Source organism: Mixta intestinalis (genome assembly GCF_009914055.1).
Lineage (GTDB): Bacteria > Pseudomonadota > Gammaproteobacteria > Enterobacterales > Enterobacteriaceae > Mixta > Mixta intestinalis.
On the sequence record NZ_CP028271.1, the window covers coordinates 2,273,530 to 2,298,617 of the forward strand.

At 58.2% G+C, this 25,088-nt stretch carries 18 protein-coding genes and 1 pseudogene; 3 read left to right on the forward strand and 16 right to left on the reverse strand.

Going from position 1 to position 25,088, the window contains the following annotated elements; all coding sequences use genetic code 11:
* Nucleotides 1-3: 3 nt before the first annotated feature.
* The 11 genes from C7M51_RS22310 to pdxB all read right to left on the reverse strand — a co-directional run bounded on the left by C7M51_RS22310 (nt 4) and on the right by pdxB (nt 15,992).
* Complete coding sequence (locus C7M51_RS22310; RefSeq protein WP_160621766.1) at nt 4-4,224, reverse strand: RHS repeat-associated core domain-containing protein; 4,221 nt, start codon at nt 4,222-4,224, stop codon at nt 4-6.
* Nucleotides 4,225-4,281: 57 nt separating this feature from the next.
* The gene (locus C7M51_RS10620; RefSeq protein WP_160621767.1) at nt 4,282-6,360 is read right to left on the reverse strand and encodes a type VI secretion system Vgr family protein; all 2,079 of its coding nucleotides are present in this window, start codon (nt 6,358-6,360) and stop codon (nt 4,282-4,284) included.
* 550 nt (nt 6,361-6,910) lie between these two features.
* Nucleotides 6,911-8,428, reverse strand: a complete 1,518-nt coding sequence (gene purF, locus C7M51_RS10625) for an amidophosphoribosyltransferase (RefSeq protein WP_141177880.1) — start codon at nt 8,426-8,428, stop codon at nt 6,911-6,913.
* A 36-nt stretch (nt 8,429-8,464) separates the two neighbouring features.
* Nucleotides 8,465-8,950, reverse strand: a complete 486-nt coding sequence (gene cvpA / locus C7M51_RS10630; RefSeq protein WP_141177879.1) for a colicin V production protein — start codon at nt 8,948-8,950, stop codon at nt 8,465-8,467.
* Nucleotides 8,951-9,140: 190 nt separating this feature from the next.
* On the reverse strand, nt 9,141-9,839 hold the full coding sequence (gene dedD, locus C7M51_RS10635; protein WP_160621768.1) for a cell division protein DedD: 699 nt from the start codon (nt 9,837-9,839) through the stop codon (nt 9,141-9,143).
* Nucleotides 9,829-11,103: a bifunctional tetrahydrofolate synthase/dihydrofolate synthase gene (gene folC, locus C7M51_RS10640; RefSeq protein WP_160621769.1), complete on the reverse strand. Its 1,275-nt coding sequence runs from the start codon at nt 11,101-11,103 to the stop codon at nt 9,829-9,831. The genes dedD and folC overlap by 11 nt, the downstream gene beginning before the upstream one ends.
* Before the next feature lie 67 nt (nt 11,104-11,170).
* Complete coding sequence (accD, locus tag C7M51_RS10645) at nt 11,171-12,082, reverse strand: acetyl-CoA carboxylase, carboxyltransferase subunit beta (RefSeq protein ID WP_160621770.1); 912 nt, start codon at nt 12,080-12,082, stop codon at nt 11,171-11,173.
* A gap of 147 nt (nt 12,083-12,229) precedes the next feature.
* Complete coding sequence (locus C7M51_RS10650) at nt 12,230-12,892, reverse strand: DedA family protein (protein ID WP_160621771.1); 663 nt, start codon at nt 12,890-12,892, stop codon at nt 12,230-12,232.
* A 29-nt stretch (nt 12,893-12,921) separates the two neighbouring features.
* Nucleotides 12,922-13,734 carry a tRNA pseudouridine(38-40) synthase TruA gene (gene truA, locus C7M51_RS10655; RefSeq protein WP_160621772.1) on the reverse strand — a complete coding sequence of 271 codons (813 nt, stop codon included), beginning with the start codon at nt 13,732-13,734 and terminating at the stop codon, nt 12,922-12,924.
* Nucleotides 13,734-14,744: an aspartate-semialdehyde dehydrogenase gene (locus C7M51_RS10660; RefSeq protein ID WP_160621773.1), complete on the reverse strand. Its 1,011-nt coding sequence runs from the start codon at nt 14,742-14,744 to the stop codon at nt 13,734-13,736. Before C7M51_RS10660 ends, truA begins: the two co-directional genes overlap by 1 nt.
* Before the next feature lie 114 nt (nt 14,745-14,858).
* Nucleotides 14,859-15,992, reverse strand: coding sequence for a 4-phosphoerythronate dehydrogenase PdxB (gene pdxB, locus C7M51_RS10665; RefSeq protein WP_160621774.1), 1,134 nt, complete (start codon nt 15,990-15,992; stop codon nt 14,859-14,861).
* Nucleotides 15,993-16,174: 182 nt separating this feature from the next.
* On the opposite strand from pdxB, the gene C7M51_RS10670 reads away from it, so the two are divergent.
* Both C7M51_RS10670 and flk read left to right on the forward strand, forming a co-directional pair.
* Nucleotides 16,175-17,086 (forward strand): DMT family transporter, encoded by a 912-nt coding sequence (locus tag C7M51_RS10670; RefSeq protein ID WP_160621775.1) that lies wholly within the window; start codon nt 16,175-16,177, stop codon nt 17,084-17,086.
* Nucleotides 17,087-17,258: 172 nt separating this feature from the next.
* Nucleotides 17,259-18,296 carry a flagella biosynthesis regulator Flk gene (flk, locus tag C7M51_RS10675; protein WP_160621776.1) on the forward strand — a complete coding sequence of 346 codons (1,038 nt, stop codon included), beginning with the start codon at nt 17,259-17,261 and terminating at the stop codon, nt 18,294-18,296.
* Between the two features lie 110 nt (nt 18,297-18,406).
* On the opposite strand, the gene C7M51_RS10680 is transcribed toward flk, so the two are convergent.
* Both C7M51_RS10680 and fabB read right to left on the reverse strand, forming a co-directional pair.
* Nucleotides 18,407-19,582 (reverse strand): MFS transporter, encoded by a 1,176-nt coding sequence (locus tag C7M51_RS10680; protein ID WP_160621777.1) that lies wholly within the window; start codon nt 19,580-19,582, stop codon nt 18,407-18,409.
* Nucleotides 19,583-19,912: 330 nt separating this feature from the next.
* Nucleotides 19,913-21,130, reverse strand: coding sequence for a beta-ketoacyl-ACP synthase I (gene fabB, locus C7M51_RS10685; RefSeq protein WP_160621778.1), 1,218 nt, complete (start codon nt 21,128-21,130; stop codon nt 19,913-19,915).
* A gap of 158 nt (nt 21,131-21,288) precedes the next feature.
* Between fabB and mnmC the strand changes: the two are divergent.
* Nucleotides 21,289-23,297 (forward strand): annotated as a pseudogene (gene mnmC / locus C7M51_RS10690) (bifunctional tRNA (5-methylaminomethyl-2-thiouridine)(34)-methyltransferase MnmC2/FAD-dependent 5-carboxymethylaminomethyl-2-thiouridine(34) oxidoreductase MnmC1).
* 54 nt (nt 23,298-23,351) lie between these two features.
* On the opposite strand, the gene C7M51_RS10695 reads toward mnmC, so the two are convergent.
* The 3 genes from C7M51_RS10695 to C7M51_RS10705 all read right to left on the reverse strand — a co-directional run bounded on the left by C7M51_RS10695 (nt 23,352) and on the right by C7M51_RS10705 (nt 25,081).
* Nucleotides 23,352-23,633 carry a YfcL family protein gene (locus C7M51_RS10695; RefSeq protein ID WP_160621779.1) on the reverse strand — a complete coding sequence of 94 codons (282 nt, stop codon included), beginning with the start codon at nt 23,631-23,633 and terminating at the stop codon, nt 23,352-23,354.
* Between the two features lie 29 nt (nt 23,634-23,662).
* Nucleotides 23,663-24,211, reverse strand: coding sequence for an elongation factor P hydroxylase (locus C7M51_RS10700; RefSeq protein WP_160621780.1), 549 nt, complete (start codon nt 24,209-24,211; stop codon nt 23,663-23,665).
* 69 nt (nt 24,212-24,280) lie between these two features.
* Nucleotides 24,281-25,081 (reverse strand): sulfite exporter TauE/SafE family protein, encoded by an 801-nt coding sequence (locus tag C7M51_RS10705; protein ID WP_160621781.1) that lies wholly within the window; start codon nt 25,079-25,081, stop codon nt 24,281-24,283.
* Nucleotides 25,082-25,088: the final 7 nt, after the last annotated feature.

Genomic DNA, 25,088 nt, shown 5'->3' on the forward strand with positions numbered 1-25,088 from the left:
CATTTAGGGGAGAGCTATATTTGCAGGCAATGTAGGCCATAAAGGTGGAAATAAAGATGGGATAAGTCTTATCCCTCGATAGATTAAATAGCCAGCAGTTATCGTTCCACCAGTAACCACAACGCCTGTTACAACATCTTCAGCAGATAATGCACTATTTCCTTTCCATTCAGCCTCTGATGGAGAGGGCTTAGTTGCCCATTTCCACGCATCAACGGGAACAGCGCTACCACCGCCACCGCCACCACAGCCCTGACGATCCCAATCTTGCAATCTGTCTCTAAGGCCTTTTTGTTGATTTTTAATTTGCATCTCATGATTAGACCATGATTCAGTGCCGGGCCCGTTCGCTCCATTTATTTGATCGGGAAAACGAGCTTTTAACCCATGAGTTCCACCACACCCTTTATTCAGATTACTATTTTTATTACGGTTAACGAACTCATTAATTTCTTTTGCTAATTGCTCACAGCTTTTTAATCCTAAAGGATCTACATTTTGAAGTGGATTCAGTGGATATTGATATAAATTCCATCCTCCAGCCAGCCCAATCGGGTCCTGGCTGATATAGCGCCCCTGCCGCGGGTCATAGTAACGGTGCCGGTTGTAACAGAGCCCCGACTCCTCATCCTTATGCTGGCCCTGCATCCTCAGCGGCTGATACAGCCCCTGCGGGTTTTCTTCCCGCAGCAGGTTGCCCCACGGGTCAAATTCCGCCTGCCACTCCACCTTTCCTTCCGGCGTCACCAGCGCCAGCGGCGTGCCCACATGATTGCAGTGGTACAGGTGTATTCGCTGCTCTGACGATGCCAGCGGCTTCACAAACGCCTGCAGCCCCTCGCGCGTAAAGCCGGTCATCGCCAGCCAGCGCTCGCTTTCCGCCGGCAGTGCGGCGTCCGCCCGCAGCGCCTGCTCAACCTCATTCAGCGCGCTCACTACCGCCGGCGGGAAGGTCACCCCTGCCTCCTGCGCCAGCTTCTCCGCCAGCGACGGCGTGTCCGGCGGCCTTTCCCCCTCCACGCGCAGCAGCGGCACGAAGCTGCCCGGATGGTATACCGTATGCGTCCGCCTGCCGTTATGCTCCGTCACCGTCAGCCGGTCGCCCTCCCAGCCGTACCAGAAGGTCTGCAGCTGCGACGCGCCGCTCTCATTCGCTGCCCGGCTCAGCACCTGTTTACCCACCCGCCGCCCCAGCGGGTCATACAGGTAGACCGCCGTCAGCGTCCGATCTCCCTGCGTGCGCCGGTAACGGCTCAGCCGCTGCGCCGCGTCCCAGGCGTACTGATGAATCTCATCATCGTTACCCGCGCGGCGTTTTTCCACCAGGCTGCCGAAACGGTCATAGCGGTAACGGTATTCTCCGTCGTCGCTCAGCTGGTTAGAGGGCAGTACGCCGTCACGGAACAGCCGGTTGCCCGCCGGGTCAAAGCGGTACCGCTGTTGCCAGCGCGGCGCCGTGGCCTGCACCAGACGTCCGGCAGCGTCATAAGTGTAGTCATGGCGTTCGCCGCCGGCCAGCAGCGCGGTGAGCCGCCCGCGTGCATCATAGCCATAACGCCGGCTAAGCGCGTGCCACGGATCGTCGTGCAGGTACGCGCCCTGCAGGCGGCCCGCCGGCGTGTAGCGGCTGTTCAGCACGTATGCGCCGAAGCGCCGCTCCGTTTCCCGGTGCAGGTCGTCACGCGTAAACTCCACCAGGCTCTGTTCGCCCAGCGCCACGCCCAGCAGGTGGCCGCTGCCGTAGGTTTGCCTGCGCAGCGGCGGCAGCCCCTCCGCCTGCGTGATGCAGGGCAGCCCCAGCGCGTCATACTCATGGCTGACCCGGTGCTGCCAGACCCGTTCGTCCTGCGGGTTAATCACCCGTTGCAGCTCTTCCGTCACCTGTCCGGCCCTGTTGTAGGCGTAATGCACGCTCACCCGGTGCCCCTGGCTGACGTGGGAGACTTCGGTCAGCCGTCCCATGATATCATGATGCCAGCGCTCCTCTTCCTGCACGTCGTCGGCCGCCTCGCGCACCAGACGGCTGAGGTGGCCAGCCTCATCATAATGCCATGCCGTCACCCGGCCTGCATCGCGGCTGCGTATCAGTCGTCCGGCAGCATCGTAGTCATAGCAACAGGTACGTCCGTCAAAACCTCTCTCTTCCGTCAGGTGGTCCAGCAGGTCATAACCGAACAGGGTTTCGGCGCCGTTTTCGTTGACCAGCCGCGTCAGCCTGCCCGCCGCATCATACTCAGCGTGCCGCGTCAGCCCGCCCAGCGAAAGTGAAAGCAATTCGCCGCGCGGACCATAATGAAACTGCTCTTCACTGCCGTCGGGATAAAGCGTGGTCAGCAGGTCGCCGGCCTCGTTATAGCGCCAGCGGGTTATTTCACCCTCGGCATTTTCCTGTTCGCTCAGCCGTCCGCAATTATCATAGTGCAGGCGGGTGCGCAGCCCGCCCTCCTGCTCCACCTGAACAGGCTGTCCGTAACGGTCATAATGCCAGCGGGTCCGTTTGCCGGAGCAGTCGGTCACGGTCTCCGGCTGGCCGAAGCGCGTCCGGGTGATGTGCACCTCGCCGCCCGCCGGGTCGGTAATGACGTCCGGCAGGTCGCTGTTGTCGGGATAATGATAACGGACGGTGCGCCCCTCCGGGTCGCGCACGGCGGTAAGCCGCCCCGGCGCATCGTAGGTCCGCGCCGTCCTGGTGCCGTCCGGCGCGGTGGTCTGCGTCACCAGGCCCCGGCGGTTATAATCCAGACGGGTTTTACGCCCGTCGTGCGTGGTGATACCGAGCAGCCGCCCGTCGCCGGGGTGCAGCTGGTATTCGGTTTTGCGCCCCAGCGGGTCGATGTCTGCCGTCAGCCGCCCGCTGTCGTCATATTCATGCCGCACCCGCGTGCCGTCGGCGCGCTCGTGCTGCACCAGCCGCCGCAGCCCGCCTTCACCCGTAAAGTGATACACCTCCCGGCGCGACAGGCTGTCGGTGACCACGGTGCGGTCCGGGTGATACTCAAAGCGGTAACTCAGCCCCTCCGGGTTGGTCTGGACGGTCACCCGCCCCCGCGCGTCATACTGATAGCGGCTCTCCGGCCTGCCCGCAAAGCGGTGGGCCACCATCCGTCCGGCCAGGCGCGGATGATAGCGAAAGTGGCGCACCGGATACCCGCTGCGGTCATATACCACGGCCAGCTCCCCGCACTCGTTGTAGTCATAGCGCGCCAGCGCCGCCTCGCGCGGGCCGTGGACCGGGTCATGCGTCAGGTACACCGCCCGCAGGCGCACGCCGCCGTCCGCCCCCCAGCCGCCGTTTTCTGTCGCCACGTCCGGCAGCGTGACCAGCTCCAGGCGGAACGTGCGTCCGCTGCCGTCGGTGACCGCCGTAACGGCGTTTTTATACGGGCCGTCGGGCGCGCGGTGGTAGCGCAGGATGTTGCCGAAGCGGTCAGCAATTCCCTGGAGGGTGCGGTACGGCGGCAGCGGCTGCGGCAGGATATCCGTCTCGTCCGGAACGTAAGGCTCCGTATAGCCCAGCACCCACCAGGGGCCGGTCGCCTCACCGGTGACAAAATAAAGGTGGCGGTTGAGCCGCAGCTCAGCGGGCAGTGCCTGCCAGGTTTCTTCCAGCGCATGGCCCTTCAGCAGGTTCGCCGCGCCGCCGCGTGCCAGCCAGAGGTGCTCGCTGCGGCTGAAGGTGATTTCTCCCGGCCGCAGCGGCTCAAAGTGAATGCTGCGCCCGCCGTTGTCGTTAAGGATGAGCGCATCCTCGCGGCACTGTAAAAAGATTTCCGCTGGCGACTGCCAGCCCGGCCCGAACAGCCCGACCGGGGCAGGTTTATCCGTTTGATAACTGCTGTAGCTGCGCATCAGGACAAAGGGCAGCGGCGCGGGCAAGACGATGTCGGTTTCGGAAGGCAGCACCTTAGCCCCCAGCGACGGGTTGACCGGGCTGCCGACCGCCATGCCGCCGGGGCAGGCCGAACAGGCAACTCCATTTGGCGCCCCTATCAATACCGTGGCGGCCCCGTTAGTAATTGGGCCGCCAGACGTTGCATCATCCTGTCTGGACGCTGGTTTCCCTCCCACCAGAACGGTGGCCGAGCCCTGCGTTATCGGTCCGGCAGCTGTCTCGTCACCCTGCCTAGCCGCCGGTTTCCCGCTTATCTTTACGGTGGCCGCGCCCTGAACTATCGGTCCGCCCGCTGTGTTATCACCCTGTCTGGCCGCCGGTTTTCCACTCATTTTCTACTCCATATGTTTTTATTACGCTCCCTGATACCCGCTCCGGGGGATATCCTGTCACTCGCCCGGCGCGGAGGGCGGCGCTTGCGTTGCGCCGCAGTTCCACTGCGTCATAGCCGCATCGCCATTGAGCGCGTTCTCCGCCAGCAACTCTATATGTTTTCCCTGTAGATAAATTCCGCCATCGCTGGTCAATACAATTCGGGCCTGGCCGCAGACCAGCTCAAGATGGTCGCCAGCATTTGTAACCGAGACCTGCCCTACCGTTTCCGTTTTACGGACACCAACCGTGCAGGACAGAGCCTGACCAACATCGACGCTGTAGTTTTCCCCGACCCATAAAGATTTTTCCACCCCCACCTGTGAAGATTGGCTCAACCCCACCGAGGTATTCATCGCCATACCCACGGTAGTCTGGTAAGCGGCACCCACGCTTAAAGCCTTGGCGACACCGATGCTTTCTGCTTTGTTGAGGGATACCGTCTCAGCCTGATTTTTTCCGATTGTCAGATTCTGGTTACCATCTACTGTTTCGGTACGGTTTTGTTTAACGGTAGTGGTTTCATTCCCCGCCACATTTTTGGTACGGTTGGCCCCTACGCTGTGCGATTCATCATTTTTGACGCTGGTGTCCATGTTGCGCTCGGCCTGGATAAACACCTGCTCGGCACCCGCCTTGTCTTCGAAGCGCAGCATATTGGCGTTAGCTGGCGTGCCGTCTTTGGTGCGGCTCATAAAGCCCATCTGCGTCGCCGCTCCCGGCAGTCCCCACGGCGGCATGCTCGCCTCGTTATAGACGCGACCGGTAATAATCGGCCGGTCCGGGTCGCCGTTGATAAAATCAACAATCACCTCATCGCCCACGCGCGGGATCTGCACGCCGCCATAGCCCTGTCCTGCCCAGGCGCTGGAGACGCGGATCCAACAGGAGCTGGTATCGTCGCCCTTCGCCTCCCGGTCCCAGTGGAATTTCACTTTTACCCGCCCAAAGCGATCGGTCCAGATCGATTCTCCCGCAGGCCCCACCACTTTTGCCGTCTGCGGGCCGTAAGTGCGTGGCCAGCGGGTACGTGGATCGGGGCGGAACGGGATATCGGCGGGCAGCGCGCTGAATTTCAGCTGATGGCGGGTTGATTCGCCTCCGCTGGCGTAGCGGTTCTCTTCAAACTCATAGTCAACGCCGGTAATCAGGTACTCACCGTTGTCGCCAGGCGTCGGCGCTTTGATCAGCGTGAAGGTGCAGCCCGGACAGAGGCCGCTGGCCGTGGCCGTACCGCGCAGCTGATGATGTTCGACCGCCCAGCGCTGCTGGCGGATGCGCGCGTAAAACTCGCCGTGGCCGTGCTCTACATAGCGCCCCGGCCATTCATAAACGTCAATGCCGCCCGGCTGCGGCGAAGTTGGGTTCTGCCGCGCCTGTAGCAGCCAGGCGTTCGGCTTGCGGAAATCGTAGTCATCAACGCTGTAGAGCCCCGGCGTCACTCGCGCCATCTTCTCCCAGGCAGCGATCCCTTCTTCGCCGGTGACGCCGCCGCCGGGCGTCTGGTGGTAAGGAATGATTTCATAACCGTCGAAGGGCTTAAACTGCTCCGGGCTGTCGGTCAGCACCAGCGTGTGGCTGCCTTCTTCGTGACGAAAGAAGTAGCTGATGCCCTCCAGCTCCATCAGGCGACTGATAAAGTCGAAGCTGCTCTCCTGATACTGCACGCAATATTCCCAGCTGCGGTAGCTGCCGGACAGTTTGTCCTCCACCTGCACCTGATATTCGTTCAGCAGGGTTTTAACGATCTGCGGTACGGTCTGCTCCTGAAAGATGCGCAGGTTGCGGTCGCGCTGCATCGGCCACAGATCGGATTCCAGCGTCAGCGTGTAGCTGGCGTAGCGCGTACCGTCCAGCTCCTGCGCGCCGGTTGCCACGCGGGTAATTTTGCCATTCAGATGGCGTACAGAAAGGAAGTTTTGTAGCGGCAGGGAAACCGTCAGCGGTTTTCCCAGCAGGCTGGCGCTGTCAACCTGCGCCGCGGTGCTTAATAACGTCACGGTAAACTTGAAGGGTTCGGAAAGCGCTTCTTTCCCGGACAGTTTCCAGAATAACAGATCCTGAACGGGAGAAATGACGGTAATACGGCCTGGCATAATGTTCATCCATGAATTAAGCGGATAGTATATTTTTTAAGTGAGGAATACCGCTAAAGTGGGAAGGAGTCAATTATTAATTGAGATATTCAGAAGCAGTTAAACCGTTTCTCATAGATTAAGTAATTTTTTTAATTACTAATAAAATGAATGCCTCATCATTAATTTAACTGCTATCTTTTTTTGTCGCTTCCACTGGTAGTTTGATACTGATTTAATATAAAAATGCATTATATCTGGCGGATAAAAACCTGATTCAGATAAACATAAATACAGGCCGTTGTAATAATATAACTTAACTCGAAGTACTGGCACATTCTTATTTAAGAAAAACCAAATCTGTTTTTGCTACACCAAATAATGAATAACCGGAACGCAAAGTATGCTACGGTTAAATCAGGTAAATCCACTTTAGCGAGCGTCAGGTTAAAAGCGATTATTTTACTCAGGCGCGTAACCTGAATTGATAAAAGTAAATCCAATAAGCATCGCGTAAGAGAAAATAATGCGTTAAAAAAACAGCGGGCCGGATTAACCGGCCCGCAAAGCATTAACCTTCGTTGTGCAGTTCGAGGCTTTCCACCTCATTCTGCCGCGCCAGCGCTTTAGCGTCATCGTTGCGCAGCGACTGCAAATACTCCAGATATTGCTGATCGACATCTTTCGTCACGTAGATGCCGTTAAATACCGAGCATTCGAACTGGGCGATATCGGGATTCTCTTCACGCACCGCCTCAATCAGATCGTCCAGATCCTGGAAAATCAGTGCATCGGCCTTAATCAGCTGGCAAATCTCATCCACTTCACGTCCATGGGCGATCAGCTCCGTCGCGCTGGGCATATCGATGCCGTAAACGTTGGGGAAGCGAATCTCCGGCGCTGCCGAAGCAAGATAAACCTTTTTCGCCCCCGCCTCGCGCGCCATTTCAATAATCTGCTCTGAGGTGGTGCCGCGCACGATGGAATCATCCACCAGCAGCACGTTTTTATCGCGGAACTCGGCGCGGTTAGCGTTCAGCTTACGGCGCACTGCGTTCCGGCGCAGCTGCTGGCCCGGCATAATAAAGGTGCGGCCCACGTAGCGGTTTTTTACAAACCCCTGACGATAGGGTTTATTCAAAATTCGGGCGATTTCCAGCGCCACGTCGGTAGAGGTTTCCGGAATCGGTATCACCACGTCGATATCCAGATCTTCCCATTCGCGAGCGATTTTTTCGCCCAGCTTGGTGCCCATGCGCACGCGGGCGCTGTAGACCGAAATTTTATCGAGGAAAGAGTCGGGGCGGGCGAAATAAACGTATTCAAACAGGCAGGGGTTGTTACGCGGATTCTCCGCGCACTGACGCGTATAGAGCTGCCCTTTCGTGGTGATATAAACCGCCTCGCCCGGCGCTACATCGCGCAGAAATTCAAAGCCGAGCGTATCCAGCGCCACGCTCTCCGAAGCCACCATATATTCGGTGCGTCCTTCTGAAAGCTCGCGCTTGCCCATCACCAGCGGACGGATGCCGTTCGGATCGCGGAAGGCGACCATGCCGTGGCCGATAATCATCGCCACGCAGGCGTATGCGCCACGTACCTGCTGATGTACCGCAGCAACCGCCGAGAAGATATCGTCCGCTTCCAGCGGGTGATGCTTACAGCGATCCAGTTCCTGGGCAAAGATATTCAGCAGGATTTCTGAGTCTGAGGTGGTATTGACATGGCGACGCCCGCTTTCAAACAGCTGCTTGCGCAGCTCGTGCGCGTTAGTCAGGTTGCCGTTGTGGGCCAGGGTGATACCGTACGGGGAGTTGACGTAAAAAGGCTGCGCTTCGGAAGCGCTGGAGCTACCGGCGGTCGGGTAACGCACGTGGCCGATGCCCATATTGCCCTGCAAACGCTGCATATGGCGAGCTTCAAACACATCGTTGACCAGCCCGTTCGCCTTACGCAGACGGAAACAGTTCAGCGCATCGATGGTACAAATGCCTGCGGCATCCTGCCCACGGTGCTGGAGCACCGTTAACGCGTCATAAATCGACTGGTTGACCGGCATGAAACCGGTGATACCGACAATACCGCACATGTTGTCATATCCTCATTGGCCGCACACCCGGCGCGATTACCGGGGTAAAAAACTCGACGTGCTTTGCAGATAGTCAAAGAACCATCTGATGATGTAACTGAACTCAGGGATCAGCTGAGACTGCTGCCAGTCCGGGCTTTTGGAAAAGCCGGTAAAGGTATCGAGGAAGAACAGCATCGCTGACACGATCAATACGCCACGCAGCGCCCCGAAGCAGACTCCCAGCACCCTGTCCGTGCCCGATAATCCGGTCTTTTCGACCAGCGAGCCAATCACATAGTTCACTATCGCTCCAACAATCAGCGTGGCGATAAACAGAACGGCGATGGCGATACCGTTGCGCACCAGCTGATCGTTAAAACCGGTGAACCAGACCGCAAGGTAGGGATAGTAATGACTGGCAACAAAGAATGCGCATCCCCAGGTGATAAGCGATAAAGCTTCCCGAACAAACCCACGGATCAGGCTGACAAGAGCGGAAAAACCAACAATCCCAATGATGACGTAATCTATCCAGACCATGAACTATTCCAGCGATGAGGCCCCTGCATCCAGTTCGGGGCGCATTCTAACAGAAAAAGAAAACGTTTGCGTAGCGTTTTCCCTGCGGCATAAAAATAAAAAAAGCGCGAAAAAAAGGCGGTGTGCGGCCGCCGTTTAATGCCCGATAACGATTGACTTTGCCGGGCATCGATACTGTAAGTTAAACGCCTTAACGCACGCTGTAGGGTTTAACTACCCCACTCAGCCCGGAGAGGTTTTTCAGCTCACCGATCGCCGCCTGCATTTTAGCTTTTGAGGCATCCGGGCCAACGTAAATCCGGGTAATCTGCCCCTGTACCGGCGTGGCGGGCACGGTAAAGGCGCGATAGCCGGAAAGACGCAGCTGCGCCACAATCTCATTAACCTTACTGGCGTTTTTCAACGCGCCGAGCTGTACTACGTAAGCCTGACCCGCAGGTGCGGCAGATTCCGCCGGTTTCGGCTTCGGCTGCTCGACCGGTTTGGGTTTCGGTTGTTCGACTGGCTTCGGCTTCGGCGTCTCTACCGGCTTCGGTTTTGGCGGCTCGACGCGCGGTTTAGCGGAAACTACCGGCGGCGGTGAAACAACTGACGGTGCGCTGTTCTGCTGCGGCACGGTAGATCCGCTGTCCGCCGACTGCGGCGGACGGTTGCTGTTGCCGCCAATCGCCGCGCCAGCCCCTTCCGGCGGCTGGGTCGGCAGCGCCTGGGTTACCGGCGGCACCATGTCGCTGTCCTGCTGATCGTCCGGCTTCGGCACCAGCGGAATCGCTGCGAACTCCTCTTTATAGTGCTTTTTTTTACCGTCAAGCAGGCCTGGCAGAACGATGACGCCAACGGCGACCAGGATGATCGTACCGACCAGGCGGTTCTGAAACTTACTTGCCACTGCCCTTCTCCATATCTATCGCTTCCATGACCTGTGCTACCGTGTGAAAGGATCCACATACCAGCACGATATCCTGTTCAGCAGCCTGCTGCATTGCTGCCTGCCAAGCTTCGGCTACGGAGCCAAAGGCGGCAGCCCGGTCGGTTGCCAGCGTGGTCAGCAGCTGTTCAGCGCTGGCCCCACGCGGCCCTTCCAGCGGCGCGACATACCAGTAATCAACCTGCGGCGCAAGATTTGCAAGCGTACCGGCAATATCTTTATCGTGCAGCATTCCCACTACCGCGCGCACCACGCCCTGTTTTGGCAACTGCGCCAGCCGCGAAGCAAGATAGCTGGCGGCATGCGGATTATGCGCCACGTCCAGAATCACCTGCGGTGACTGTGCGACGGTCTGAAAACGTCCCGGTAAAATCGCCTTATCGAGGTGCTGGCGAATTATCGCCTCGCTGACCTTCAGCCCGGAGACGCTGAGTGCAGCCAGCGCGGTCGCCGCGTTAGGCAGCGGCACCTGCGGCAGCGGCAAATTCTCCAGCGTGAGGCAACCATCGCTGAAACGCCAGCCGTTCTCCTGTTGCTGCCAGCGCCAGTCGCGCCCCAGCTGCCACAGCCGGGCACCTTTTTCTTGTGCCACGTCGGCAATGGTATGCGGCATATCCGGCTCGCCAACTACCGCTGGCTTCGCCGCCCGAAAGACGCCCGCTTTTTCCCGCCCGATACTTTCCCGATCCGGCCCCAGCCAGTCGGTATGATCCAGCGCGATACTGGTTATTACCGCCACGTCCGCATCGACAATATTGGTGGCGTCAAGACGCCCGCCCAGCCCAACTTCAAGGATCACCACATCCAGCGCCGCCTGTTTGAACAGCTGCAACGCCGACAGCGTGCTGTATTCAAAGTAGGTCAGCGAGGTGTTGCCGCGTCCCGCTTCAATCGCGGCAAAGCTGGCGGTATGCGCCGCCTCCGGCAATTCTTCGCCTTGTATCCGTACCCGTTCGGTATAGCGCAGCAGATGCGGCGAACTGTAAACGCCAACGCGATAGCCTGCGGCCATCAGCAACGTTTCCAGCGTACGGCAGGTGGTGCCCTTGCCGTTAGTACCGGCCACGGTAAACACAAAGGGAGCGGGTTTTAACAGATCGAGCGTGCGGGCAACGCGTTCGACACGCGTCAGTCCCAAATCGATAGCCTGCGTGTGCAGACGCTCAAGATAATAAAGCCACGCGGCCAGAGGCGACGTGGCTTGAGGAAGTTGAGGATTTTCCATGGGTCCCGTTCACAAGGTTACGGTTCACTGGAGAAAGGCGCCGCATACGACGCCCTCCCATCATCTGTCAGGCCTCTTGGCTCTCCGCTTCCGTCGGCGAAGGACGATCTTCGCTGTCCTGCAGCGGCGCGGGCAGATTTTGCATTTTCGCCAGCAGGCTCGCCAGTTTAAAGCGCATTTCCGGGCGACGGATAATCATATCGATCGCACCCTTTTCAATCAGAAATTCGCTGCGCTGGAAGCCCGGCGGCAGCTTTTCGCGCACGGTCTGCTCGATAACGCGTGGGCCGGCAAAGCCGATCAGCGCTTTCGGTTCCGCCACGTTCAGATCGCCCAGCATCGCGAAGCTGGCGGAGACGCCGCCCATGGTCGGATCGGTCAACACTGAAATATAGGGCAGACCACGCTCGCGCATTTTCGCCAGCGCGGCGCTGGTTTTCGCCATCTGCATCAGCGACATCAGCGCTTCCTGCATACGGGCACCGCCACTGGCGGAGAAACAGATCAGCGGGCAGTTATCTTCCAGCGCCTGCTCTACGGCACGCACGAAGCGCGCGCCCACTACCGAGCCCATGGAGCCGCCCATAAAGGCGAATTCAAACGCGGCGGCAACCACCGGCATGCTGTGCAGCGTGCCTTTCATTACTACCAGCGCATCTTTTTCTTCCGTCTCTTTCTGCGCCGCAGCCAGACGATCTTTGTACTTTTTCGAGTCGCGGAACTTGAGGACGTCTTTCGGCTCCAGCTCGCTGCCCAGCTCAACCAGCGTGCCCTGATCTAACAGGCTGTGCAGACGCTCGCGCGCGTGCATACGCATGTGGTGGTCGCATTTAGGACAAACTTCCAGGTTGCGTTCCAGCTCGGCACGGTAAAGTACCTGTCCGCAGCTGTCGCATTTCGTCCACACCCCTTCAGGGATATTTGCTCTGCGCGACGGGGTAATTGTGCTCTTATTGAGAATTCGTTCAATCCAGCTCATTGATGACCTTTCTGTTTGAACCTGGTGAGACCAGTTTTTCTTGTTGCTGCTAAAGCCGTCTTCAGCAGACCATAATTGTTGCTCATTAAACCATAACCACTCAGCGCTGTGGATAAAAATCTGGTCATACCCCTGCGCCGTGATGGTTTATGGCTGTTTTTGCTGCCGTGCTGCCCGGCGGTGACGCCATACTTCAATCACGCCTGGCAGTATTGAAACCACGATAATCGCCACGATCAGCAGTTTCAGGTTTTCCTGCACCATCGGCAATGCGCCGAAAAAGTAGCCCGCATAGGAGAACAACAGTACCCACAGCAGCGCGCCGGTCACGTTAAACAGCGCAAAATGGCGGTAGGACATATGCCCCATACCGGCGACAAACGGCGCAAAGGTGCGAACAATCGGCACGAAGCGCGCCAGAATAATCGTTTTTCCGCCGTGACGCTCATAAAAAGCGTGGGTTTTATCCAGATAGCTACGACGAAAAATACGCGAATTCGGGTTGCTGAACAACCTTTCACCAAACAGACGGCCTATCATGTAGTTGACCGCATCGCCCAGCACCGCCGCAATCACCAGCAGCGTCACCATCATATGCACGTTCAGATCGTTATCCGGCAGCGCCGCCAGCGCGCCCGCCACAAACAGCAGCGAATCGCCCGGCAGAAACGGCGTAACCACCAGGCCGGTTTCACAAAACAGAATCAAAAACAGAATGGCATACACCCAAATCCCATACTGCGCTACCAGCTCGGCGAGATGAACATCAATGTGCAGAATAAAATCAATAATGAAATGGATGAGCTCCATGACTGTTCCTTAGTGGCAGCGCCTGACTGTTAATCTTCAAGAAAAAGTGGCCCCATCGGCGGGGTCGGTAAGGCAAAACGCGCCGGATAATCAACGGAGACCAGATACAGCCCCTCCGCCCTTGCCGTCGCGGCTGCCAGCTTACGATCTTTAGCCGCCAGCAATTCAGCCATCCACCCTTCGGGCTGATTGCCGCAGCCAATTTCTAACAGGCTGCCAACGATATTACGCACCATGTGATGCACAAAGGCGTTCGCCTTGATATCCACCACCACGTAAGCACCGTGGCGGCTGACGTTCAGATGCATCACATTACGCCACGGCGTACGCGACTGGCACTGCACGGCGCGAAACGAGGTAAAGTCGTTTTCGCCCAGCAGGCACTGTCCGGCACGATGCATTTTTTCTGCATCCAGCGGGAAGTGAAAGTGCGTAACGCCGCCATGTAAAATCGCCGGACGCAGCCGATGATTATAGATAACGTAGCGGTAACGGCGCGCCGTTGCGCTGAAACGTGCATGAAACTCCTCCGGCACCGCCTTCACCCAGCGCACTGCGATATCGTCCGGCAGGTTGGCGTTGACGCCCAGCGTCCAGGCCGCATCTTTACGTTGCGAAGTAGTTTCAAAATGCACCACCTGCCCGGTGCCATGTACGCCCGCGTCGGTGCGTCCGGCGCAAAATACCGTTACCTCATGGTTCGCCACCTGCGACAGCGCCTGTTCCAGCCGCGCCTGCACGCTGCGAACCTCCTGCTGCCGCTGCCAGCCGTAGTAGCGGCTGCCATCATATTCAATGCCCAGCGCCAGTTTATAAGCGTCTGGATTTACCGCCTGCGTCATCAGTAGAGATACTCCTGAACCAGCTTCTCAGCGGTTTTTATCGCCATCAGCGCGCCGCCGAAGCGGATATTATCAGCCACCGACCAGAACTGTAGCAGTTCAGGTATGCCGTAATCGTTACGCAAACAACCAACGTTAAGATTGCTGTTGTCAGAAGCATCGCTGACCTGCGTTGGATAATCATATTCATCCGACAGCACGATTGCGTCGCTACGAGCCAGTTCATCACGCGCCTCTTCCGCCGACAGCGGACGCAGGCTTTCCAGATACACAATTTGCGCATTGCCATAGAACACCGGTGCCTGCACGCTGCTCACTGCAATCGGCAGCCCTTCATCCTGTAACACTTTACGCACCTGATCGACCAGACGCCGCTCGCTGGCTACGCTGCCCGTTTCGTCTGCCAGCTGCGGCAGCAGGTTAAACGCCAGCTGGCGACCAAAATAGTGCTCTTCCGCCGGTATACCGTTCAGCAAACGTGCACTCTCGCCCGCCAGGGAATCAACTGCGGCTTTGCCCTGCGACGATACGGAAAGCAGATTGGTCACCTGCAGTCGGGCCAGACCTGCCTGCTCGATCAACGGCTTGATGGCGCACAGTAACTGGCTGGTCAGACTGTCGGCTACACTAATAATATTGCGGTTGCGGTAATCCGCCAGTACCTGCGGGTTGACCTCCGGCACGACCAGCGGCACGTCCGGCTCCAGCGCGAACAAATCGCTGTTGTCGATCACCAGACAACCCGCGCTGGCTGCCTCTTCGGCATAGCGCGCCGAAGCCTCGCGTCCGGCGGCGAAAAACGCCAGCTGCGCCTGCGCCCAGTCAAACTCGCTGGCCTCCTGTACGCGCAGCGATTTTCCGGCAAAGCGTACACTCTCTCCGGCGCTGCGCTCGCTCGCCAGCAGATAAATTTCACCAACCGGGAACTCGCGTTCAGCCAGCAGCTCCAGTAAAGCGCTCCCCACTGCGCCTGTCGCGCCCAATAGGGCAATGTTCCAGCCGTCAGACATGGTGATTTACTCCAGACAATGACATAAAAACAGAAGGCGGTGATATTCACCGCCCGTTGATTCAGATTATTCCCCTGCGGTTTTCAACAACCTGGCAACGCAGAAAAATAAGAATTATGCTGGCTGCCAGACCGCATTAAAGCCCAGCTTTTGCAGCAGCGCCGCCGCTTCCGCATCATCACACTGCACCCGCAGCGATGACCATTCGCGACGTTCCTGATACTGCTTACGCAGGCGATCAAACTCGCCCGGCTGCCCGGCCACTTTTCGCAGCGGCGCATCATCGCGGCGCACATCATACACCAGATGTGCCAGACGTTTTAGCGTTGCCTGATCGAGCGCGCCATGAAGAGTGATATGACCAAACTCCGGCGCGGGCAGCAGCGTATCCAGCGCAACCTGCTGCGCCGAGCCGATAAAGCGGGTCCAGGCTTCAAACACCTGCCTCGTGCCGCGTGCTTTACCCTCCAGCGTATACCCCGCAATATGCGCGGTACCGATGTCAACGCGCTGTAGCAGTTCTACGTTAAGATCCGGCTCCGGTTCCCAGACGTCCAGCACCACGCTAAGATCGTTACGCTGTTGCAATACCCGCAGCAGCGCAGCGTTATCCACCACCGGGCCACGACAGGCGTTGATCAGAATGGCGTTCGGCCGTAAGGCGCGCAGCAACGTTTCGTCCGCCATATGCAGCGTTTTGTAAGGGCCTTCTTTAAACAACGGCGTATGGAAAGTCAGCACGTCTGCCTGCGCCACCAGCGTTTCCAGCGGCTGAAAGTCACCTTCATCGCCCCGATCGGCACGCGGCGGATCGCACAGCAACGTTTTTATTCCCAGCGCTTCCAGCCGCTTTTGCAGACGTCCCCCCACGTTGCCGACGCCAACGATGCCCACGGTACGATCGGTGAGCTGAAAGCCATCGCGCTCCGCCAGCATCAGCAGCGCAGAGAAAACGTACTCCACTACCGCAATCGCGTTGCAGCCCGGCGCGGCGGAAAAGCCGATACCTGCGCGGGCGAGAAAATCCTCATCAACATGATCGGTACCGGCGGTAGCGGTGCCGACGAAGCGAATTTTTTTGCCGCTCAGCAGCGTCTCATTAACCTTAGTGACGGAGCGCACCATCAGCGCGTCGGCGTCATCCAGCGCCGCCGTCGGAATGGGACGGCCGGGCACCGCAACCACCTCACCCGTGCGGCTGAACAGCTCACGAGCGTAGGGCATATTTTCATCTACCAGAATTTTCACTGCGACTTACCTGCATCGACGGAAAAGAGTGACTTATGGTGCCACACTCCCTGCGAAAATTCATACCGCCGCGTGCCAGCGGAAGATCCGCCCCAGCGGGTAAAAATTTTGTTGGATTTTAGCTATCCGCCTGAAAACGGACAAGCGTACACTAGCGCCCTCTGTTTTAAGGCGGGATCATCATGAGTTTTCTTTTTCCTCTTTTTGCCGTACTGATCTGGTCGGTTAACGCTATCGTCAGCAAACTTTCGGCTGGCGCTATCGATCCGGCCGCAATCTCTTTTTATCGCTGGCTGCTGGCACTGTTAGCGCTGACACCATTTGTGCTGCCTGCCGTCTGGCGTAACCGCCGCCAGGTAATGCAGGTATGGTGGAAGCTGCTGGTGCTGGGATTACTGGGGATGGTGCTTTATCAGTGCCTGACCTACTATGCAGCGCACAGCGTCAGCGCGCTGTTTATGGGGATTCTGAACGCGTTAATTCCGCTGCTGACGGTGCTGCTGAGCCTGTTTATACTGCGCCTGGCACCGACGCAGGGTATTCTGCTCGGCACGCTGCTTTCGTTTGCCGGGTTGTTATGGCTGGTAAGCCAGGGCGAGCCTGCGCAACTGCTGGCGCACGGGCTGGGAAAAGGTGAACTGATGATGTTTGCCGCTTCCACCTCCTACGCGCTGTATGGCGTATTGACCAGGCGCTGGGCCATTGATCTGCCCGGCTGGCAGAGCCTTTATATGCAGATTTTCTTCGGCGTACTGCTGCTGATCCCCAACTTCCTGCGCGCGCCAGACGTCAGTCTGACCACGCAAAATATACCGTTGGTATTGTTCGCCGGTATCCCTGCCTCAATTATCGCTCCTTTCCTGTGGATTCAGGGCGTGTTGCGTATGGGGGCCAGCACCGCCAGCATTTTTATGAATCTGGTGCCGATTTTTACCGCCGCGATCGCCGTGCTGTTTCTGCATGAAGAGCTACACGGCTATCACTTTATCGGCGGCGGCGTCACGCTGCTGGGCGTGATGGTGGCGCAGCGCTTACGTCAGCCGCTATTTAAGCAACGGGCAGAAAAGGTAGCGAAAAACGATCCGACCGCCTGAGCCAGCTCTGGTGGCCTTATCGCACGGGATGTGAGGCTGACCTCATCACAGAAAAAACGGGGGCAGCGAGGTCGCGCCCCTGGATTTTTTACGGTCAGGATTGTTATTATGTCGTTCTACTCCACCTTTCCGGTCGGCCCGGATATTGACCCGCCGTTTTAAGGATTCCGCCATGCAACCTCTTACTGGCCCAGGCGCGCCTCAGGGCGATCGCACAACTGTAGCTGGCCAGCCTTCTCGCGGCGGTACGCCAGGCGAGCAGCCGCTTTCTCCGGCTCAGCGTACCACGCTGGAACGGCTGATTGTGCGCATTATGTCGCTCAGCCCGCTGAAGGCACCGGAGCTGTGGGCCGGATTGCGCCATGAGGTTGGGGTAAAAAATGATGCGGAGCTGCAATCGCGTCACTTTCCTGCCGCCGAAAATTTTCTCAACGGCAGGCTGACGCAGGTACAGAATAACCACGCCACGCGCCAGCTATTGCAGCAGCTGACCGAGCTGCTGCCGCAGGGCAATAATCGCCAGGCGGTAAGCGATTTTATTCGCCAGCAGTTCGGGCATACCGTGCTGAGTTCACTGTCGCCGGATCAGCTGCGCCAGGTGCTGACCGTACTGCAAAACGGTCAGATGACCATTCCGCAACCGCAGCTGAGCCGCAACAGCGATCGCACCCTGCTGCCCGCAGAGCATCAGACGCTGAATCAGCAGGTGGTGAAGCTGGTTGCCGTAACCGGCGAGCAGCCTTCCTCAATCTGGGCCTCTGCTCTGAAGCTGATCGGCCTGAAAAGCGGCGATCCGATCCCTTCACGCCATTTTCCACTGTTGACCCAGTATTTACAGGTACGCCAGACGCTGAGCCAGCAGCATGCGCCTACGCTACAGATGCTGGAGGCGGCGCTGAAACACCCGCCGGATCGCGCCGAGCAGCAGATGCTGGAAGATCACAGCCAGCAGCGCTTTCAGGCAACGCCGCAGACGGTACTTACCGCCGCGCAGGCGCAGGATCTTCTGAACCTGCTCTTTTCCCGCCGCGCTGAACGCCTTAGCGAAAGCGATACGCCACGCGCCGCCAGCGATATTAACCCGCAGCCGATTTACAACCCGCTGGTCGCCTGGCTGCCGACGCCGTTGCGTCCGCTGGCCGGTAAGCCGGTGCTGGCACTGTTTATCGCCATGCTGGTGATTGCCCTGCTGGTTTGGCTGCTGGCGTAAATCAGCAGCCACATTCAGGCAATTTGTGCTGGCGTGGCCATTCGCCCGGCTTTTCAGCGCCATATCGTGATGCAGGAAGGGAGCGGCGTAAACAAACTCGCGTTGCTGTTTTAAGCCGCTTTCTTCATCAGTAACGTCAACAGAATGCCGAGCGCGGCACAGGCGGCAGCGGCGAGGTAAACTGAGCCATAGCCCAGCGAGGTTGCCAGCAGGCCGGTTAGCGGGCCGGTAACGCCGTAGGCGATATCCTGAAAGGCGGCAAAACCGCCCAGCGCCGTGCCGCGTACCTGTGGTGCTACCCGTTTAACCACTTCCACCCCAAGCGCCGGAAAGACCAGCGAACAGCCGCAGCCGGTTAACGCCGCTCCGGCCAGCGCCATCCAGCCGTTGCTGGAAAATCCCAGCAGCAGCAGGCCTGCAACTTCAACCAGCAGCGAAATCACCGCCACGCGCGTACCGCCCAGCCGATCCGGCAGCGCACCAAAGAAGATACGTACCATGACAAAAGCGCAGCCAAAGGCGCTCAATGCAAAACCGGCATTGCCCCAGTGACGCTCGGCAAACCACAGTGAGGTAAAGGTACCAATTGCCGCAAAGCCGACGCCCTGCAAGGCCAGCGCGCTGCCGGGCGATAGAATTTGCCCCACCACGCGCCATAGCGAAGGACGTTCGCCGCCCTGCACCGGTACCGCACGAATCCAGCAGTTGAGCGCCAGCGAAATCAGCGGCATCACCAGCGCTACCGCGCCAAGACCGGTAAATCCCCAGCGTGCATAGATCAGCAGCCCCAGCGGCGCACCCGCCGCCAGCGCGCCGTAAATCGCCATACCGTTCCAGGACATTACCAGGCCAGAACGACGCGGTCCTACCAGCCCCAGCCCCCAGGTAAGATTGCCGGTCAGCAACAGGCTTTCACCAAAGCCTAACAGCAGTCGTCCCACCACCAGCAACGCAAACTTTCCCGCTGCCACCAGCGGCAGCTGCGCCGCCAGCAGGTAGGCGACACCTACCAGCACAATCGCCATCATGCCCTGCTGTGTGGTGATCTTGGCACCGTGCCGATCGGCGCGCCTGCCAGCCAGACCACGCGTCAGCAGCGTGGCAAGAAACTGAATACCGACGGCAATACCTACCATTAAATTGCTGTAACCCAGCTGCTGATGAACAAACAGCGGTATAACGGGCAAAGCCAGCCCGGCGGTCAAATAGGTTAAAAAGACCGCAAATGAGGTACAGGCGATAAGCCCTGTCGCTTTTCTCGATGTGTTGATTGTCGTTTCAGACATTCGTCACGGTTCTCCTGCTATTGCGGGCGCACGTCAGCCGCGCGCCCTTAATGCCCGGCATTAGTTGCCGAACCGGGTGCGTTGATTAACGTGAACGCTTACGCAACATCATGACGATGATGTTAATTAAAAGAAAAAACCACGTTAAAAAATAGGGTGTCTGCCAGCAGACGGCAGGAGTGTAATAGAAGTGACCGGAAGCACCAACAGAACCGGACGCTTTTTACCCTGCTGAGGGAAAAATGCGCACTGTTGAACAAAAATCAGCTCCAGCACGTAACGCAGACACAAAAAAGCCCGGCGCAGGCCGGGCTGATATTAACGCTGCGCTTACTGATACTTACGCATTGTCAGCGTGGCGTTGGTGCCGCCAAAACCGAAGCTATTGGACATCACCGTGGTCAGTTTACGCTCGGTAGGCTCAGTGATCAGGTTCATTCCTTCCGCCGCCGGATCGCGTTCTTCAACGTTGATGCTCGGTGCAATAAAGCCATGCTCCAGCATCAGCAGCGTATAGATGGCTTCCTGCACGCCCGCCGCGCCCAGCGAGTGGCCGGTCATCGCTTTAGTGGCGGAGATAGCGGGCTGCTGGTCACCAAATACTTCGCGAATCGCGCCCAGCTCTTTCACATCGCCAACCGGCGTGGAAGTACCGTGCGTATTCAGATAGTCGATCGGCGTATCAAGGCCCTGCATCGCCATCTTCATGCAGCGTACTGCACCTTCGCCTGAAGGTGCCACCATGTCCGCACCGTCAGAGGTTGCGCCGTAGCCGACGATCTCAGCATAGATATGCGCGCCGCGCGCCAGCGCGTGCTCCAGTTCTTCCACTACCACCATACCGCCGCCGCCGGCGATAACAAAACCGTCACGGTTAGCATCATAGGTACGGGACGCTTTTTCCGGCGTTTCGTTATATTTGGTAGAGAGCGCGCCCATCGCATCAAATTCACAGGCCATTTCCCAGCTCAGCTCTTCGCCGCCGCCAGCAAAGACGATGTCCTGTTTGCCCAGCTGGATCTGCTCTACCGCGTTGCCGATGCAGTGTGCAGAGGTGGCGCAGGCAGAGCTGATGGAATAGTTTACGCCGTGGATTTTAAACGGCGTCGCCAGACAGGCAGAAACGCCGGAAGCCATCGCTTTAGTGACCACGTAAGGGCCAACGGCTTTCAGACCGCGCGGGCTGCGCATAGCATCAGCGCCGAATACCTGGAAGCGCGGAGAACCGCCGCCGGAACCGGCGATCAGGCCCACACGCGGGTTATTCTGGTAGGCCTCTTCGCTCAGACCTGCATCTTTAATCGCTTCGGCCATGGAGAGGTAAGCATAAATAGACGCATCACTCATAAAACGCACGATTTTGCGATCGATGAGGCCGGTAGTATCGAGTTTAACGTTACCCCAGACGTGACTACGCATGCCGGAATCTTTCATTTCCTGAGAGAAGGTGATGCCTGAGCGGCCTTCACGCAGAGATGCCAGCACTTCTTCCTGGTTGTTACCAATGCTGGAAACGATTCCCAGGCCAGTAATCACCGCACGTTTCATTAAAATACCTCTTCCAACTCACTATTAGGATTTGACACGCACTTTAGCGTACACTTGTAAGCCGAACAAGTCCGATCAGCAAAATTGTTGTGTAAATTTGCGCGGGCCTGCCGCTCCCGATAAAATCGTGGCACTGCCTGATAAATGAGCCATTCCCGTTGAATAACTCACCAATTGAACACGCTAAACTGGACTGGAACGATCAGGGTACACCTGTATCCCGAGAATTCGATGACGTCTACTTTTCGAATCAGAACGGCCTGCTGGAGGCTGAGTATGTTTTTCTTGGCGGCAACGGCCTGCCCGCCCGTTTTGCTGACCATCCGCGTGCGTTGTTTATCGCTGCGGAAACCGGCTTTGGTACCGGTCTCAATTTTCTGACGCTGTGGCGGGCGTTTCATCATTTCCGCCAGGCGCATCCGCAGGCAACGCTACAGCGCCTGCACTTTATCAGTATGGAAAAATATCCTCTCACCCGGAAGGATCTTGCCGCCGCGCATGCACGCTGGCCGGAGCTGGCGCCCTGGGCCGACGAACTACGCCAACAGTGGCCACTGGCGCTACCGGGCTGCCATCGCCTGCTGCTGGATGAAGGCCGCGTGACGCTGGATCTCTGGTTCGGCGACATAAACGCGCTGACAGAAAATTTTGATGAGGGGTTACAGCGCAGCATCGACGCCTGGTTTCTGGACGGCTTTGCGCCATCAAAAAATCCCGAGATGTGGACGCCGCGCTGTTTGAGGCGATGGCGCGTCTGGCGCGGCCCGGAGGCACCTTCGCAACTTTCACCGCCGCAGGCTTTGTTCGACGCGGACTTCAGCAGGCGGGTTTTACCATCAACAAGCGTAAAGGCTTTGGGCCGAAACGTGAGATGTTGTGCGGTACGCTCACCGAGGCACCTGCGCTTTCCCTGCATGCCCCCTGGTACGCGCGCTTTCGCGCCGAGGGCGATGATATCGCGCTGATCGGCGGCGGCGTTGCCAGCGTGCTGCTGGCGCTGGCGCTGTTGCGCCGTGGTAAAAAGGTAACGCTTTACTGCGCCGACAACGCCCCGGCGCAAAATGCTTCCGGCAACCGCCAGGGCGCACTCTATCCGCTGCTTAACCAGCACGATCCGGCGCTGGCGCGCTTTTTCCCTGCCGCCTTTGATTTTGCGCGACGGCTCTACGATCGCCTGCCGGTAAGCTTCGACCATCAATGGTGCGGCGTTACCCAGCTGGCCTGGGACAGTAAAAGCGCGGAGAAAATCGCGCATATGCTGGCGATGGGATTACCGGAGGCGCTGGCTCGGGCGGTGAATGCTGACGAGGCTTCACGGCTGGCGGGCGTACCGCTGACCTGCGGCGGCATCCACTATCCTTCCGGTGGCTGGCTGGCACCGCAGCAGTTAACTACCGCGCTGTTTGAACTGGCCCGGCAGCAGGGGCTGGAGATTCACTGGCAGCATCGTCTGGAGACACTGGAGACAGAAGATGGCGGCTGGCGACTGCGCTTTGCCGACGACAGCACGGCGCATCATCAAAACGTGGTGTTAGCCAACGGACATGCGATTACGTCACTGGCGCAAAGCGCGAAACTTCCGGCCTATCCGGTCAGCGGTCAGGTCAGCCACATCCCTACTCGCCCCGGCCTGACGGCGCTGAAGCAGGTGCTGTGCTATGAAGGCTATCTGACGCCGCTCAGCCCGGCATTCGGCACCCACTGTATCGGTGCCAGTTACCATCGCGGCGATACATCCGTCGCCTACCGTGAAGACGATCAGCAGGAAAACCGCGAGCGGCTGCGGCGCTGCCTGCCGGACTGTGCATGGACTGAGGCGGTAGACGTCAGCGCGGGCGAGGCGCGTAATGGCGTGCGCTGCGCCACCCGTGACCATCTGCCGTTGGTCGGCAATCTGCCCGACTATGATGCGTTAGTACGTTGCTATCAGGATCTGCCGCGCCAGCGTCAACGGCAGCTGGACATTGCGCCCTCTCCAGTCTGGCCCGGCCTGTTCGTGCTGGGCGCACTCGGCTCGCGCGGCCTGTGCAGCGGGCCACTGGCGGCAGAAACGCTGGCGGCGCAGCTGTGCGATGAGCCGCTGCCGCTGGATCGCGCCACGCTGGCCGCGCTGCATCCGGGACGTTACTGGGTGCGTAAGTTACTGAAAGGTAAACCGGTCAGCTGATACCGAACGGCAAAACAGCAGAGAAAGCAAAAGCGGCCCGCAGGCCGCTTTTTATCAGGCTGGCTGGCGCGCCTGCAGGAAGAGATTATCCCACATGCCAATGACCAGCGCCTGATCGCGCGGCGAAAGCTCACCGGCGGCAATGGCATTTTGCAGGCTGTTCTGCACCTGAATTTGCAGCGCTTCCGCGGTGTATTCACCGCTCTGCTCCAGCTCGGCAACCGCCAGAGTGAGGTGACCGCGCAGGTAGCCGCTGGCAAAAAGCTCATCATCCGTGGCATGTTCAACCATATCGTCAATCAGGGCCAGAATACGCGTTTCAAATTCTGCGATCATCTCAATTCCTCATTCAGTCGCGCCTCCGTTCAGCGCAGATCTTCCGGCCAGGGAAACTGCGCCGCCGTCAGCGGGGGCGTTTGGTAAAAATGCTGAAGCTCAGCGATAAAACGAGCCGGACGTGCCGGGATCCCGTCTTCAAGATAGCGCATAACCTGTGCATGAACCTGGCGCTGAAACGCAATGCGGTCCGGCTCATAATCTCCGTTGAGATTGTCACAGCTTACGTTGAAGGGAAAACCTGCCGCCACGCTGAACATCCACTCCAGCGCCTGCGGCTTAATTTCTACTGACTCAAACTTATTCTGCGTTACGGCATCACGCCCGTCAGGGCAATACCAGTAGCCAAAATCAACCAGCTTACGGCGCTCGGCTCCGGCGATGCACCAGTGCGAAATTTCATGCAGCGCGCTGGCGTAATAACCGTGAGCAAACACCACGCGATGCCAGGGAGACTCATCGTCTGCTGGAAGATAGATCGGCTCGTCATCCCCTTTAATTAAACGGGTCTGAAATTCATCCTGAAAGCAGCGATCGAATAAGGTAATCAAATCCTGATAGTGATGTGTTGTGCTCATATCCATATATAGGTCAGCTGTAAAAAAACGCGCAATTGTCGCATTTAGCACGCAGGTTGACGAGCATTATCAGCCGAAGTGACTCAGCCACTGGCCGATAGCCGCACCGTAATCTTCATACAGCAGCTTGCTGCTCATCACTACTGCCACGATAACCACCATCGGGCGGATCAGCGTCTGCCCGCGCGCCAGCACCATGCGCGCGCCCAACCGGGCACCGCACACCGATCCCAGCAGCATGACCAGCCCAACGCTCCATACCACTTTGCCGCCAAGGATAAAAAATAGCAGGCTGGTCAGATTGGAGGTGAAATTCAGAACTTTGGCATGGGCGGTAGATTTCGCCAGGTTAAAGCCCGCCAGCGTCACAAACGCCAGCGCATAAAACGAGCCGGCACCAGGGCCGAAAAAACCGTCATAGAAACCAACCGTACCGCCCGCTACCAGTGCAAAAGCCAGGCCATCCAGCCGCCGCTGACGATCCTCCTCTCCCAGTCGTGGCATCAACAGGAAGTAAAGACCGATACCAATAATCAACAGTGGCAGCACCTGCCGCAGAAAGCCGGAGTGGATATGCTGCACCAGCAGCGTGCCGCAGAGCGCACCGATAAAGGTCATTGCGATATTGAGCCGCTGCTCGCGCAGCTTTACCGCGCCACGACGGACAAAATAGAGGCTGGCGGAAAAAGAGCCACCGACCGCCTGCAATTTATTGGTCGCCAGCACCTGCGCGGGCGACAGCCCGGCGGAAAGCAACGCAGGGACGGTCAACAAACCGCCGCCGCCCGCAATCGAATCGATAAACGAGGCCAGCATGGCGATAACAAACAGCACACCCAGCATACCGGGAGAGACGATCCACCAGTCCATATCCGAT

Bases quoted from the DNA above. Each gene is read 5' to 3' on its own strand.
- C7M51_RS22310 (WP_160621766.1), bottom strand. From the start codon at position 4,224: ATGAGTGGAAAACCGGCGGCCAGACAGGGTGATAACACAGCGGGCGGA.
- C7M51_RS10620 (WP_160621767.1), bottom strand. From the start codon at position 6,360: ATGCCAGGCCGTATTACCGTCATTTCTCCCGTTCAGGATCTGTTATTC.
- purF (WP_141177880.1), bottom strand. From the start codon at position 8,428: ATGTGCGGTATTGTCGGTATCACCGGTTTCATGCCGGTCAACCAGTCG.
- cvpA (WP_141177879.1), bottom strand. From the start codon at position 8,950: ATGGTCTGGATAGATTACGTCATCATTGGGATTGTTGGTTTTTCCGCT.
- folC (WP_160621769.1), bottom strand. From the start codon at position 11,103: ATGGAAAATCCTCAACTTCCTCAAGCCACGTCGCCTCTGGCCGCGTGG.
- accD (WP_160621770.1), bottom strand. From the start codon at position 12,082: ATGAGCTGGATTGAACGAATTCTCAATAAGAGCACAATTACCCCGTCG.
- C7M51_RS10650 (WP_160621771.1), bottom strand. From the start codon at position 12,892: ATGGAGCTCATCCATTTCATTATTGATTTTATTCTGCACATTGATGTT.
- truA (WP_160621772.1), bottom strand. From the start codon at position 13,734: ATGACGCAGGCGGTAAATCCAGACGCTTATAAACTGGCGCTGGGCATT.
- C7M51_RS10660 (WP_160621773.1), bottom strand. From the start codon at position 14,744: ATGTCTGACGGCTGGAACATTGCCCTATTGGGCGCGACAGGCGCAGTG.
- C7M51_RS10670 (WP_160621775.1), top strand. From the start codon at position 16,175: ATGAGTTTTCTTTTTCCTCTTTTTGCCGTACTGATCTGGTCGGTTAAC.
- flk (WP_160621776.1), top strand. From the start codon at position 17,259: ATGCAACCTCTTACTGGCCCAGGCGCGCCTCAGGGCGATCGCACAACT.
- C7M51_RS10680 (WP_160621777.1), bottom strand. From the start codon at position 19,582: ATGTCTGAAACGACAATCAACACATCGAGAAAAGCGACAGGGCTTATC.
- fabB (WP_160621778.1), bottom strand. From the start codon at position 21,130: ATGAAACGTGCGGTGATTACTGGCCTGGGAATCGTTTCCAGCATTGGT.
- C7M51_RS10695 (WP_160621779.1), bottom strand. From the start codon at position 23,633: ATGATCGCAGAATTTGAAACGCGTATTCTGGCCCTGATTGACGATATG.
- C7M51_RS10700 (WP_160621780.1), bottom strand. From the start codon at position 24,211: ATGAGCACAACACATCACTATCAGGATTTGATTACCTTATTCGATCGC.
- C7M51_RS10705 (WP_160621781.1), bottom strand. From the start codon at position 25,081: ATGGACTGGTGGATCGTCTCTCCCGGTATGCTGGGTGTGCTGTTTGTT.